Annotated in this window: 11 protein-coding genes; 6 read left to right on the top strand and 5 right to left on the bottom strand. The window is 45.6% G+C overall.

The genetic code is table 11. The features are described from left to right. Nucleotide 1: 1 nt before the first annotated feature. On the bottom strand, nt 2–1,108 hold the full coding sequence (locus KXJ80_RS10670) for an AI-2E family transporter (protein WP_037426731.1): 1,107 nt from the start codon (nt 1,106–1,108) through the stop codon (nt 2–4). A gap of 98 nt (nt 1,109–1,206) precedes the next feature. On the opposite strand from KXJ80_RS10670, the gene folX reads away from it, so the two are divergent. From folX to gltS, 4 genes are all read left to right on the top strand, one after another. Then, nucleotides 1,207–1,575, top strand: a complete 369-nt coding sequence (gene folX, locus KXJ80_RS10665; protein ID WP_218738801.1) for a dihydroneopterin triphosphate 2'-epimerase — start codon at nt 1,207–1,209, stop codon at nt 1,573–1,575. 82 nt (nt 1,576–1,657) lie between these two features. Next, entirely contained in the window at nt 1,658–2,548 is an 891-nt protein-coding gene (locus KXJ80_RS10660) for a TIGR01777 family oxidoreductase (RefSeq protein ID WP_218738802.1), read from the top strand. Between the two features lie 192 nt (nt 2,549–2,740). Beyond that, nucleotides 2,741–2,944: a hypothetical protein gene (locus KXJ80_RS10655; RefSeq protein ID WP_139122675.1), complete on the top strand. Its 204-nt coding sequence runs from the start codon at nt 2,741–2,743 to the stop codon at nt 2,942–2,944. A gap of 154 nt (nt 2,945–3,098) precedes the next feature. Further along, the gene (gene gltS, locus KXJ80_RS10650) at nt 3,099–4,322 is read left to right on the top strand and encodes a sodium/glutamate symporter (protein WP_037426727.1); all 1,224 of its coding nucleotides are present in this window, start codon (nt 3,099–3,101) and stop codon (nt 4,320–4,322) included. Nucleotides 4,323–4,486: 164 nt separating this feature from the next. On the opposite strand, the gene KXJ80_RS10645 is transcribed toward gltS, so the two are convergent. Then, nucleotides 4,487–6,988, bottom strand: coding sequence for an ABC transporter permease (locus KXJ80_RS10645; RefSeq protein WP_218738803.1), 2,502 nt, complete (start codon nt 6,986–6,988; stop codon nt 4,487–4,489). A gap of 3 nt (nt 6,989–6,991) precedes the next feature. Then, nucleotides 6,992–7,741 (bottom strand): ABC transporter ATP-binding protein, encoded by a 750-nt coding sequence (locus KXJ80_RS10640; protein ID WP_218738804.1) that lies wholly within the window; start codon nt 7,739–7,741, stop codon nt 6,992–6,994. 52 nt (nt 7,742–7,793) lie between these two features. Between KXJ80_RS10640 and KXJ80_RS10635 the strand changes: the two genes are divergently transcribed. Both KXJ80_RS10635 and KXJ80_RS10630 read left to right on the top strand, forming a co-directional pair. After that, nucleotides 7,794–8,393 (top strand): arylesterase, encoded by a 600-nt coding sequence (locus KXJ80_RS10635; RefSeq protein WP_169547874.1) that lies wholly within the window; start codon nt 7,794–7,796, stop codon nt 8,391–8,393. 144 nt (nt 8,394–8,537) lie between these two features. Next, the gene (locus tag KXJ80_RS10630; protein WP_037419975.1) at nt 8,538–9,605 is read left to right on the top strand and encodes a DUF3083 family protein; all 1,068 of its coding nucleotides are present in this window, start codon (nt 8,538–8,540) and stop codon (nt 9,603–9,605) included. Nucleotides 9,606–9,704: 99 nt separating this feature from the next. On the opposite strand, the gene KXJ80_RS10625 is transcribed toward KXJ80_RS10630, so the two are convergent. Both KXJ80_RS10625 and mprF read right to left on the bottom strand, forming a co-directional pair. Continuing rightward, a complete protein-coding gene (locus KXJ80_RS10625) occupies nt 9,705–10,436 on the bottom strand; it encodes an AcvB/VirJ family lysyl-phosphatidylglycerol hydrolase (RefSeq protein WP_218738805.1) in 732 nt (243 codons plus the stop codon). 7 nt (nt 10,437–10,443) lie between these two features. Further along, the gene (gene mprF / locus KXJ80_RS10620) at nt 10,444–12,996 is read right to left on the bottom strand and encodes a bifunctional lysylphosphatidylglycerol flippase/synthetase MprF (protein ID WP_218738907.1); all 2,553 of its coding nucleotides are present in this window, start codon (nt 12,994–12,996) and stop codon (nt 10,444–10,446) included. Nucleotides 12,997–13,237: the final 241 nt, after the last annotated feature.

Below are 13,237 nucleotides of genomic sequence, written 5' to 3'. Positions count from 1 at the left end.
ACTACTTCTTATCAGTTGGATGAGTATCGACAGGTTCAAAAACCGGAGTAGTACTTGTCGATTGGCTCACCAGTTTATCATCCACATCATCGGACAATAAAATGGCTAACCAGCTACCACTCTTACTGGATTCAAGGGCAATTTTAACCACCATGGTTAAGGGAACCGACAATAACATACCTACAGATCCCAACAACCAGCCCCAAAAAATTAACGATAGAAATACCACTAAAGTGGAAAGCCCGAGACCGCGGCCCATAAATTTAGGTTCGACCACATTGCCCATCACCATATTCGCGCCGATGTAAAGCAGCGCGGTTCCGCCTGCTGCGGCAGGGCCTAATTGGATAAAGGCCAGCAATACAGCAGGAATAGCGGCAATAATTGAACCGATATTGGGAATATAGTTGAATAAAAAGGCGATAACCGCCCAAAGCAACGCGTAATCCACACCGATAAAGGCCAGTCCAATACCGACTATCAAGCCCGTCGCTAAACTAACGAGGGTTTTAATCACCATATATTGATTTACCGATTGCAGAAAACGGTCAATCTGTTGCAGGCGCATATCCGGGTCATCCAAGGCCAAGTGCAATTTTTTCGGTAAAGACTGCGCTTCAAATAGCATAAAGACGATGGTCAGGATGATAAGGAACAAATTCGCCATCACATTACCCACACCCGACAACATATTGGTGGTCATAGATAGCGCCATGCCAGGGTCAAAATAGGCTAACACTTGCTCCTTAGAGATTTGAATATTGAGTGCCTGTAACTTATGTAGCACCCAAGAAAACTGCTCCACCAGCTGATCGCGATATTGCGGTAACTGCTTAGAAAACTCATTGATTGAACTGCCCACTAAAGAGGCGAGCCACAAGCCCATCAACACGATAAACCCCATTAGCAGGATCACGGCAAGCCATTTAGGCAACCGATATTTAGTCATCAAGACAATCGCTGGATTACAAATCACCGCAATAAAACAGGACAAAACAAAGGGAACAACAATCGGGCTGGCGGCCTTTATCCCTGCCAAAATAATCACTACAAAAGCCATAACTGCAAAACCTTTATAGGCGGCAGTCGGCGAATTGGATCGTGTCATGGAGTAAAAATCCTTCTTGATCTTCGATAAAGTTGTTAGGCTAGCCTAAGAAATGTCTCAAACTCAATCACCTAAGCATTAGATACTAGATTGTTATTATGAAACCAGAAACCGCGATTATACGCATTAAAAACTTAAGACTGCGCACTTTTATCGGCATAAAAGAAGATGAAATCCAAAATAGGCAGGATGTAATCATTAATGTCGTTATCCATTACTGCGCCGCCAAAGCTCGCAACAGCGATAATGTCGATGATACGCTTAATTATCGTACTATCACAAAAAAGATCATTGAGTTGATTGAAAACAATCGCTTCTCACTACTTGAAAACCTTACCAGCCAAACCTTAGCCATTGCCAGCGAACATCCTTGGGTTGAATTTGCCAGTGTCGAAATCGATAAGCCCCATGCCCTGCGCTTTGCTGATTCGGTATCGATGGAACTGTGTTACCAAAAAAATCAATAAAGTGATCCCCACTTGTCCGTTGTCGTATATTGCTTATAAGGTTTGAAATAAAAGATAGCCACCCTCACCTAAGGATTTGACGATGAAGATTTTGATAACGGGAGCAAGTGGGTTTATTGGTCAGCAATTAGTGGCCCATTTAGCCAACCATCACCAACTGTTATTGCTGACTCGCCATCCTGCCAATAGTCGGCAATTATTGGGCCCACAGCATCAATATCTAAGCTCCTTAGACGAAATTGATGATTTGAATCATATCGATGCCGTGATCAATCTCGCCGGAGAACCGATTGTTGCTAAACGTTGGAGTGCGCAGCAAAAACAACGCATCTGCGATAGTCGCTGGAATATCACCGCAAGACTAAGCCAACTGATTTTGCAAAGCAGTAATCCACCTCAGGTGATGATAAGCGGCTCTGCAATTGGCTTTTACGGCCGTCAAGGCGCGAATACGATTGACGAACACGCAGCCCCAAACCCTGAATTCAGCCATGACATTTGTAAAGAATGGGAGCGACTCGCGCTAGAGGCTGCAACTAAAACCCGTGTTTGTATCCTACGCACGGGTATAGTGCTTGGGCATGGCGGTGCGCTAGCTAAAATGCTCCCGCCCTTTAAACTCGGCCTTGGTGGGCCTATAGGCCATGGTCGTCAAGGGATGAGTTGGATACATATCCACGATATGGTGGCCCTGATCGACTTTCAACTTTGTAATGAAACTTGCCAAGGCATATTTAATGCCACAGCCCCCCATCCTGTCAGTAATGCTGAATTTTCTAAAACTCTTGGTAGAGTATTAAACCGTCCAGCCTTTATGACAGCACCTGCACCAGTTTTACGACTCGCAATGGGTGAAATGGCGGATCTGCTGATCGAAGGCCAATTTGTTCTCCCCAAACATGCGCTCGACGCAGGCTTTAGTTTCCGTTTTGCTCAACTTGAGCCAGCACTTAAAGACCTACTCACAAGTTAATCTGTTTTATGGCGTCATTCATACCCCGTAACTGGCTTGGTAATAAAATGTTATCAAGCCAATCGGCAAGCGTTAATATGATGCTGAAGAATGACTTAGAAATCAGAGATAAAAAACCAAGTATAGAATTTGTTTATCAGCCTAGTGCAACAAGGCTGATTAGACCGATTTGGCAACAGCATCAAAACATAAATGCAACACAATGATTCTAAAGACTATTTAGCGACATCAACCCGTTTTTCTGTTACACTTTCGCCTCTTGCTTATCGATATTGTCGTGTTAGCACCCGCACTGAAGCACAGTTAACGCCCCAAGCAAGACCATTATCTTCAGTACTCGCCCACTCAGTGGCGATGCTGATCAACTATACCAATACGGTTCATATTCGCGCTTAATATTTCTTCTCCAACCTTGGGGATTGACAAGAATCGGTCCTTAGATCGCGCGTTTAACACTTAGCATTAGCGAGAGCTAAACAATGAGATGGGTCACCCTAACTCACCTTGAGTCGAGCGGTATTCCCACACAAACCATTTGTAAGGAACTATCATGCACACCACTTACACAATTGGCGAACTCGAGTCGTTCTTAATTGCTATCTTCGTGCTGTTTATTGGCCATTCCATCAATCGCCATGTGCGTGTTTTTAAACAATACAATATTCCAGAGCCTATCGTAGGTGGACTGGTCATCGCCGCAGTCGTTGCCTTTTTACATTTCCAAGACATCACTCTCATCTTTAGTTTACCCATGCAAAATACCTTAATGCTGATGTTTTTCAGCACCATAGGTTTATCGGCTAACTATAAGCTACTGCTTAGTGGCGGCAAGAAAGTGTTTATCTTTCTCGGCGTGGCCTCGGTCTATATTATTATTCAAAATGCGGTTGGCGTGAGTCTCGCGAGCCTCCTTGGTTTAGACCCTATCTTAGGACTTATCGCAGGCTCGATTACCCTCTCTGGCGGCCATGGAACAGGTGTTGCTTGGTCACAAACCTTTGCCGAAAACTACGGTATCAACACCTTAGAACTTGCCATGGCGGCGGCGACCTTTGGCTTGGTCATGGGCGGTATTATCGGTGGCCCTGTCGCGCAGCGACTCATTGGCAAGCACAATCTGATATCTAGTTACGGTATGGGCCGTAAGCACCACGCCACGCATCCACAACTGGTAACCTATGATCAGCTCGAAGAGGACCAAGTTACCGCCAAGACAATCATCGAAACCCTGTTTGTACTGCTGATCTGCGTTGCGGGGGCAAAATGGTTTACTGTGTTTGTCAGCGAATATCAGCTGAATTGGCTCAAGATGCCAGACTTTGTCTATGCCCTGTTTCTTGGCGTTATCATCGCCAACATCACCGAAGTCACCCGTGGTTATAAACCGCATACCGAGAGTATCGATGTGATAGGCACAGTGGCACTGTCGTTATTCCTCTCTATGGCATTGATGAATCTCAAGTTGTGGGAAATTTTAGATCTAGCGATCCCACTACTGATTATCCTGTTGGTGCAAACCGTCGTGCTGGCGCTGTTCGCCTATTTTGTAACCTTTAAAGTGATGGGCAGCAATTACGATGCAGCTGTGATCACTGGCGGTCACTGTGGCTTTGGTATGGGCGCCACCCCAACCGCAGTGATGAACATGGGCGCACTGGTATCGCGCACTGGCCCTTCTCCTCAGGCCTTTATGGTGGTACCGATTGTCGGCGCCTTCTTTATCGATATCGTCAATTTGATTGTATTGCAGGGCTACCTCAGTTTTATAATGTAACCATACAAGACTTTGTAATGAAATGAACGGTAAAGTCATCATCGTTGTCATCCAATGATAGAAACGATTTCACCGCCAATAAAAAAGCACTGGGTTATGCCAGTGCTTTTCATTTTACAAATGGGGTGTTACAGCGTTTGCCTCAGCTCCAAACTGACCTCATCTTAAGTGCCCACTTTTAATAATTCAGCGCAGGATTGATTGAGTAATTGGCGGCAGCGCCATACCCCCAGCAGCGCGACCAATAAGGCGCCGCAGACTGGGGCAATCCCCCACCAAGGCCAGTGCATATACACATTCAGCTCAAACACTTGGGTCTTTAACAGATACAGCGCAAATTCCGCCACTATCACTGCAAGCACCCCAGCTATCCCCCCCAGTAAGGCAAATTCAAGCCCAGTGGCACTACGCAGTAACCAGCCCGAGGCGCCAAAGGTACGCAGCACCGCGAGTTCACGCTGGCGCGTCGCCATTCCCGCCTCGGTTTGGGCGATAAGCACTAAGGAACTCGCTAGTAAGACGAGGATCAAGACTAACGTCAGCGACAGTGACACCTGCTCAATGATCTGCCGCAATTGCCCCACCATAGCGCCAACATCGATAATCGATACCGTAGGGAACTGCTGAATAAGTTCGAGGATCACTGTGTTCTTCGGTGCGCCACTCCCTTGCACATCCGCATTTTTGTCGTCGAGGTAGAAGCTTGCCATCGAGGTATAGGCAAAGGGCGCCAACGCTTCTTGGGTGAAGATCATAAAGAAGTTTGGCTGTAATGTTTCCCAGTGCACGGCACGAATACTGGCGACCTTAACCCTTAGCTCTTGGTTATCAATCATATAAGTCAGCGTATCGCCCAGTTTTAGCCCTAAACGATCGGCAACACCGGATTCCACCGACACCTCATCAGCAACTTGATTAAAATGCCCTTCAATCAACTCGTTGTTGGCAGGCAAGCTATTGCGCCAAGTGAGATTAAGCTCGCGGGAAATCCCTACTCGCCCCTTCTCTCCGGCCTCGGCCTGCTCGTTAGAGATCAAGGTCTCACCATTAATTTGCGTCAGCCGGCCACGAATGACGGGGTAGATATCCGTGGCTGCAATGCCCTTTTGTGCCATAAAGTCGTTTAATGGTTTTGTATCGTCAGGGGCAATATTGACTAAAAAGTAGTTCGGGGCATTCTCGGGCAGCTGTTTTTGCCACTCGTTGAGTAAATCCTGTCTAAGCGCCAAAATCGTCAGTAACAATACCAAAGCCGCACTAAAGCCCACCAATTGCACCGCATTTTGCCGCGCACGGCGGCGTAACCCCGCAAGTGCCAGTTGCAATGGGTTGGTGGTTTTCATGCCAACACTGTGGCCAAGGCGGATCATCACAAAACCTAAAATACTGAGCAATACGCCGAGTAGCAGCACAGCCGCGACTACCGTCAGTGTCAGCGCCCAGCTTTGGGAATACAGATATCCCAACAGGGCCATCGCCCCTAAACTTAAGAGTAAATGCAACCACATGCCGAGCTGCAAGCCTTCGAGTTGCCTTTGTAAGACTCGCAGTGGCGGAATCGCCAGCAGACGCATTAAAGGATAGGCCGAAAACATAAAGGCGCTGATAAGCCCTGTGCTGATCCCAAGCAGTAGCGGCCGCGTCAACGGCGGCGAATAGGCAGCGATTTCAGGGGGTAACAGTTGATTAATGCCTAAATCCAGCAGTGCCCCGCCGATTAACCCCAACACAATACCAAACAGCGTCACGAGCAGTAAATGGATGCCGAATAGTCGACGGATTTGAGTTGATGAGGCGCCAAAGGTTTTAAGCATAGCCACCACATCATAATGACGTTGGCAGTAACGCTGGGCGGCAATCCCAATCGCGGCGCAAGCAAGGGCAATACCGAGCAAGCTTGCCAGCAGTAAAAAACGCTCCGCCCGCTTCACCGCGCCCGCTATCGGTGAGTCGCCAGACTGCACATCGACCCAGCGCTGGGAATTATTCAGCAGCGGTTTAACGCTATTTTCAAAGGCGCTTAAGGCGCTTTCTTCACCCACAAATTGATACAGATACGTCACACGGCTGCCGGGTTGGATAACCCCAGTCTTGGCGACATCTTCTATCCGCATTAATACCACGGGGGAAGAAGCAAACGGATTAAAACCCGCATCGGGTAAGCGGCTGATTTCTTGACTTAAACGAAACTCACTGTTGCCTAATTCCAGTGTTTGCGGGTATCCCAAGAGTCCCCCTAAGCGACTCTCGAACCACACCTCATCGGCGTGGGGCAAGTCTTGGGCTTTTACATCTTGGCCATTGGCCGCTTTAAGTTCGATGTCTCCCTTAAGTGGATAACCGGACTCAACCGCACGCACTGTGACTAACTGAAACTTATCCCCCGCATACACCATGGAATTAAATTGCATATTGGTGACATGCTTAAGGCCAAGCTCATCGGCCTTGGCCAGAATGCTGGCGTCAATTTGAACGGGAGAGTCGATAATACGATCGGCGGCGATAAACTGAGTCGCTTGTCCGTTGATTGCAACTTGCAAACGCTCACTGACCCGCGCAAGACCGCTAACCGACAGCACCGCCAAGGTAATGGCGAGGATAATCAATAACAACTGCCCCTGTTGCAACTCGCGCTTAAACAGGCGCCATGCCAAATTAAGCTCCATGGGTTAGGCCTCCTTGGCGCTTAATTCAAGGTTGTCATTCACATTGTGCGATTGGGCCGAATTCAACTCTTCCTGCAAGTGGCCGTTGTCCATAACCAGTTGCCTTTGGCAACGCTTCGCCAGCTGTAAGTCATGGGTGACTAGGATGAGTGTGGTGTGGCTCTCTTGGTTGAGCTCAAACAACATATCGGCAATTTTATGGCCGTTAACACTGTCCAAATTGCCGGTTGGCTCGTCGGCAAATAGCACTTTAGGTTCACAAATAAAGGCCCTCGCAATCGCAACCCTTTGCTGCTCACCGCCGGATAACTGTTTAGGTAAATGGGTCAAACGGTGGGATAACCCCACGCGCCCCAGCATGGTCTCGGCTTTCTCCTTGGCATTTTTAACCCCGGCAAGCTCGGCCGGTAGCATCACATTTTCAAGGGCGGTTAAGGTATCAACTAACATAAAAGATTGAAAAATAAAGCTCACTTTTTGCTTACGCAGCGCGGCTTTCTGTTCTTCATTGAGCGGTGATAGGGCCTGGCCATCGAGCCAAATCTCCCCCGCCGTTGGGGTGTCGAGCGCGGCGAGTAAGCCAAGTAGCGTCGATTTACCCGAGCCGGAGGGTCCTAATATCGCAACACTTTCGCCCTGCTTGACATCTAAGTTAATGCCCTTGAGGATAGTGAGCGAACCTTCCTGAGTAGTCACCGATTTTTCGAGGTTAACCACATTAATGGCACTATTTTTTGAAACGACGTTAGACATAGGATCCTTCTTATACAAATCGTTCTTGCGTCAATTGCTAAGATGCAAGCCTATGGCAAAGGCCGTGAGCGCCTGCATCCTGTTAAGTCTATTTATAACCACGCCAGTTCAGGCGGCGAAAGTGTTGATCCTCGGCGATAGCTTAGGTGCCAGCTATGGCATGTCGGAACAAGTAGGCTGGGTGGCGCTGCTGCAAAAAAACTTACCCGAGCATGAATTTACCAACGGTTCGGTGAGCGGTGAAACGACAGCGGGCGGTTTGCGTCGTTTGCCTGCGCTGCTCGATTCCGTTGCCCCCGATTTGGTAGTAGTCGAACTCGGTGGTAACGATGGTCTACGTGGATTCCCCCCGACGCAACTCAAAAATAACCTAACCCAAATCATTACCCTAGCCAAAAATAGCGGTGCTAAAGTGCTACTGACCGAAATCATGGTACCGCCTAACTATGGCCCTCGCTATAGCCAAAAGTTCACCCAAGTGTATCAAGAGATTGCAAAAGATGAGGATATTGACCTTATCCCCTTCTTTATGCAGGAGGTCGCTCCCCATCCAGAGTTGATGCAAAGAGACGGTATTCATCCCAATGAAAAGGCCCAAGAGAAGATAGCCACTTGGATGCAACCTTGGATTGAAAAAGCCTTAACTCAATAAAATCGCTGCAATTTTAAGCTAATAAACAGCTTGCTGATGTAAACTTGCATTTAAGCGATAAAAACATGCTCCAACGCAACATTAACGCCTGAGATAAACAGTAAAATTCGTGTTAGCAAATGGTTAACCCAACAAGGAGTCAATATGTCCCTTAGCCATCAGCAAAAAGTGTACATACCTAAGGAAGCTCGTACCAATCAGTACATCACCGCCGAAATTAAAGTCACGGATGAATTACTGGCACAATACCCCGATTACCATAGCTGTTATCAAACCTTAAGCCGCATTATTTTTAATTTGGCAGAACAACACGATCTCCGTAACGTCCATGTGATCACTAACGATAAACTGCCAGTCGTGCGTTACCATACCGAAGCGTATTGTTTCCAAACCGCTGAACAAATTCTGTTTTTTTACAATCCCGCCTATCACGAGGCACAAAATCTGTTCACTGCGGACAACTACCGCGCCCGCAAACTGCGTATTGTTTTCTTAGCGACTGGCGATGAAATCCGCAGCAACTCAGCTAATTTCCATACCCGTGTACGGGAGCTATTAAACGAATTAATGCCTAAGCTGCCGATTAAAGATCTTAAGGTAAAGATCCGCGACCACCAGCATTTATCCTATGATTTATTCGCCAAATCAAAAGGTAATAAAGAAACCTACGGCTATAAACTCAGAGCCATTGCACCAAGATACAAGGCCAGAAAATGTGACCTGCCGGAAAATGTCAGTTCACTCACCTATGTCACCGTCAGCCTGCCGCTGAGTCGCAAACTCAAACAAGGTTTACTACCAGAGTCAGCAACTGACTTTAGCCCGTTATATCAACACCTTGAGGATAATTTCATCAAGGCGGCTACCAATAAGCAATTAACACGCTTGGCTATGATAGCCAACGGCTTAACTCCCTTAGTACGTAACAGTAAGTTTGAAAAACTCGACAGCAAGGCCGAAGTGCAGATGATTGGTTTTGACCCGAACGCAACTGAGCAGCAAGTAATTCGCCGCTGGGATGCTGATAACTTAGTCGAAGCCGCGCATTTTACTATTGTCGCGGGTGCGAAGGACTGTGATGACTCAGGCTATGGCCGTTTTATGAATAACGTTGAAGCCGCATTGAAAACCTTTGCCGCCGAGATTGGGCTAGACCCAGAGCGTGAAGATCTCGTGGTGCGCTTCCACCAGCACATTAGCTACCAGCTCTAATTATTCGCTGTAGCACGACCTAAACAAAGGGCGCATTTGCGCCCTTTTATCTTTTATTCCAAAGTATTACGCTTATACCATACCCTGCACTAAAGCCCTCTAACTTGACTTCAGCCAACCTTTTATCAACTTGACCACTTTATCGTAATCGTCATCAAAACTGTGGCCACCGCTTAATTCCATCACAGTGACATTGGGCTGCTTGACCTCTGGGCATAAATGCAGCGGCGCATCGTCCTCTTTACCGTACAGACAAAGCATAGGCACAGTGGTTTGTTTGTTGACTTCGGGCAAGGTTAAGTAACGAGCCGATTGGTTATCCGAGGTGACAATCTCACTTACATGGATTTCAAAATCCGAGGATTGTGAAGGAGAAAGCAGCACAGAGCCCAAGACATTCTGCCGATATTGAGCGGGCATATCATTTAACACAAAGGGAATCACTTCGGCCCCGAAGGAATAACCAATCAAAATCACTTTTTGCGTGCCAAATTCCGCCTGGTACTTATCAATAATCGCTAAGGTATCTTGGGTGACCTCTTTAGGATCTTTCTGTTTCCAATAATATTTCAGCGAGCTCCAGCCGACGACAGGCCAGCCCTGCTGTTGCAAAATGCCCCCTACGGCTTTATCAAGCGTTGCCCAGCCACCGTCACCACTCAAAAAAATCACCAACGGTGGTTTGGCATGGGATGACGCAGCTTTTACCTGAGTTGATGATTCGACAGGCAATAGGGTCAGCCCCAAATTATCGGCAAACTCATCAGCAAAGACGTTAGCAGTGGAACATAAAAGTAAAACGCTCAGTAGCTTGATTAAGGATTTCGTCATCTCGCACCTACTTTTTAAACACGCCAGTTGTACCACGACTCGTTAAGGTCACAAGACTGCCCACCACTACAGGTAAAGAGAGCCCACCATAACAAATCAAATACTTAGCCTCCCACCTTGGATTAAACTTATCCTTATACCTTCTAAGCCCCTGAAAGTTGTAAAATTTATTCCCCTTCTTATAAACCGTTTTGGCAAGCTTAGTCCAAAATGGCACCAAGGCTCTATCAGTCAATCCAGACATGGGCGCCATGCCGAGATTAAACTGCTGATATCCTTGCTGTTTTCCCCATAGCAAGAGTTCTGTAAACAAAAAATCCATAATATTACTGCCCGATAAACTAGGCTCATAGCGCATCAAATCAACCGAAAACTCTATTTTGGCCGCACTGGCCCACACATTGGAAAAAGCTACAAGCTCGTCGTTTAAATACACTAAGGCCATCGGCGTGGCGCACAGGTAAGCAGCAGAAAAATACCCAACTGAAAATCCCTTTTCTCGACCTTGCTTCGCCTTAAGCCAGCTCGAAGAAATAACCTCTAACGTTGGCAATAGGGCCTTCACTTCACTGGCCTCGATAATTTTAAACCGTAACCCTTCCCTTAAAGCCTTCGCATGACTTTGACGCAAGCTACGATACTTACTCGACTGTAAATCAAATTCCGCCAAGGGCACTATGGCCTCCTCGCCGAGTTTATATAGGCTCAACCCTTGTTCTAAAAAGTGGGGTAAATACTTTTGCGTGACTTGATAAAATACTGGCCAACCATCGTAAGCATCGCATAACTCCCTAAACTGCCAGAGTAAATCATCAAATTTATCTGGATTTCCAATCGGATCGCCCATCACAACCCAGCAATGTCCTGCGCGGGCATACATTAAAAATGCATCGTTATCTTCATTAAATAACAATGACTTATCTTGAACTAAAGCAAGAAATCCGTGGCTACTTGGAGCGTTAGCGACGATATCCATAGCGCAGCTTAAAGTATGCTCATCCAATAGACGGGTTTGCGGTCTTCTCATCGCTAACACGTAGCGAAATGCAAAAATCAACAAGATCACTAGGACAACCGCCCCACCCCGCAATGCACGGGACACATGGCTATCTTGAGAAAAAGTAAACCAAAGTGAATGATCGTAATCCACATCCTGATAGGCAAAAAATAGCACCCACATCATCAAAAATAATGCCGCCGCCAGCGATAAGGCCCAACCAAAAGAATATTTAATTCCCACAATAGAACCTTGGCGATAAAAAACCTGCTCGCAGGGCAGCATTAATAAATAGATAAGACCAAGTGCGAGGGATATCTGCCACTGAGCGCCCTTTAGTACAATAAACACCATGGCTACCAATAAGAGTTTTTGCGTTAACTCAAACGCTTTTTGATAACGTTTAAATAGACCGTGTGATAATAGCAAGAGTAAAATAGCACTCGCACTCAATATCAAACTTGATAGTTCCACAATTGGTAGCGGCACTATCTCACCTAGCCAATGATATTTATGAATAATGGAAGGGTTAACAACCGATAGCAACAACACTAAGCCAACGCCAAAAACACTAATGCTTAATAATGGTGGCAATAATTGCCTGACAATCTGTAAATTAACATTTAACTTAGAAAACTTATCCTTATTAGTTAATACTAAGGTTGCCACAAAATACATCAGCGCTAAAACAAATGGCACTATGTAATACATTAATCGATAAATAATCACTGAACTTAAAATTTGTTCGGCAGGTAAATATTGCGATAAGGTAACAGTAACTACCGTTTCAAATACGCCAATCCCTCCAGGCACATGGGCAAGCACCCCGATTGCATTGGCTACAAAAAAGATGCTAAGGACCTGTAAATAACTTAATCCATCCACCTCAGGTAGTAGAGAGTAAAATAATGTCCCCACAACGATCCAATCAATACTCGATACTAGAAACTGCTTTAGAGATAAGGAAAAAATCGGTGGTGCCAATTCGAACCCACGAAAATGAATAGACCTTTTCCACATCAGGCTAAATACAAAATAACTAATGACACCCAGCAACATCAAGATACCAATCACTCGATTAAGAGAGAAAAACCAAGTTGGCAACGGTAAGTCGGAAAGTTGCTCTGCAGGAAAATTAATCAGAGCAAGTCCGCAGATAAAGAAAAGTCCAAGGAAAAATGTCACTGAGCAAGCGAGTACAACCTGGGTAATATTATTGCCACTCAAACCTAATTCAGAATAAAATTTGTAGCGTATAGATGTGCCGGTCAATAATGAAAAACCTATCGTATTAGAGAAGGTAAATGCCAGGAATGAAACAGGAGCTATCTGTTGATAACTTAAAGGCGATTTTAGTTTTCTAATGGCAAGATAATCATATAATGTTAATAGTAGATAACTGACCAACGTCAATAAAACCGCTAATAAAATTTTTGATGGTGCAAATTGTTTAATCTCTAAAAAAATATCATTTAACTGATAATCCTGCTCTAAGTTATATAGCAGAAACAACGAGACTGTGAATATTATCAAACTAATAATCACACGGATCCGCCTACCCATTTTACTCTCCAAGCGCTGTTTAATCTGCAAATAAAATCAACAATAAGCATTGATAGGACATTAAAATAAAATTAACTTTATTTTATTATTCAATCCTATTTAATCGAACGATTTTTAACATAGTGATTTTGGAGAGGCAATCTAATTAATCATTCGCTTCATGATGTTTTATTCATCTTGTAAACACTTTGTTCTAATCTGGCTTAAATATCACCCGAATAGTTTAAAACAGCCATTAAGT

This window comes from Shewanella xiamenensis (genome assembly GCF_024971755.1).
In the GTDB taxonomy this organism is placed as follows: Bacteria; Pseudomonadota; Gammaproteobacteria; order Enterobacterales; family Shewanellaceae; genus Shewanella; species Shewanella xiamenensis.
Note: the sequence above shows the minus strand (reverse complement) of the source record. Positions and strands in the feature narration are given on the sequence as shown.

Bases quoted from the DNA above. Each gene is read 5' to 3' on its own strand.
- KXJ80_RS10670 (WP_037426731.1), bottom strand. From the start codon at position 1,108: ATGACACGATCCAATTCGCCGACTGCCGCCTATAAAGGTTTTGCAGTT.
- folX (WP_218738801.1), top strand. From the start codon at position 1,207: ATGAAACCAGAAACCGCGATTATACGCATTAAAAACTTAAGACTGCGC.
- KXJ80_RS10660 (WP_218738802.1), top strand. From the start codon at position 1,658: ATGAAGATTTTGATAACGGGAGCAAGTGGGTTTATTGGTCAGCAATTA.
- KXJ80_RS10655 (WP_139122675.1), top strand. From the start codon at position 2,741: ATGCAACACAATGATTCTAAAGACTATTTAGCGACATCAACCCGTTTT.
- gltS (WP_037426727.1), top strand. From the start codon at position 3,099: ATGCACACCACTTACACAATTGGCGAACTCGAGTCGTTCTTAATTGCT.
- KXJ80_RS10645 (WP_218738803.1), bottom strand. From the start codon at position 6,988: ATGGAGCTTAATTTGGCATGGCGCCTGTTTAAGCGCGAGTTGCAACAG.
- KXJ80_RS10640 (WP_218738804.1), bottom strand. From the start codon at position 7,741: ATGTCTAACGTCGTTTCAAAAAATAGTGCCATTAATGTGGTTAACCTC.
- KXJ80_RS10635 (WP_169547874.1), top strand. From the start codon at position 7,794: ATGGCAAAGGCCGTGAGCGCCTGCATCCTGTTAAGTCTATTTATAACC.
- KXJ80_RS10630 (WP_037419975.1), top strand. From the start codon at position 8,538: ATGTCCCTTAGCCATCAGCAAAAAGTGTACATACCTAAGGAAGCTCGT.
- KXJ80_RS10625 (WP_218738805.1), bottom strand. From the start codon at position 10,436: ATGACGAAATCCTTAATCAAGCTACTGAGCGTTTTACTTTTATGTTCC.
- mprF (WP_218738907.1), bottom strand. From the start codon at position 12,996: ATGGGTAGGCGGATCCGTGTGATTATTAGTTTGATAATATTCACAGTC.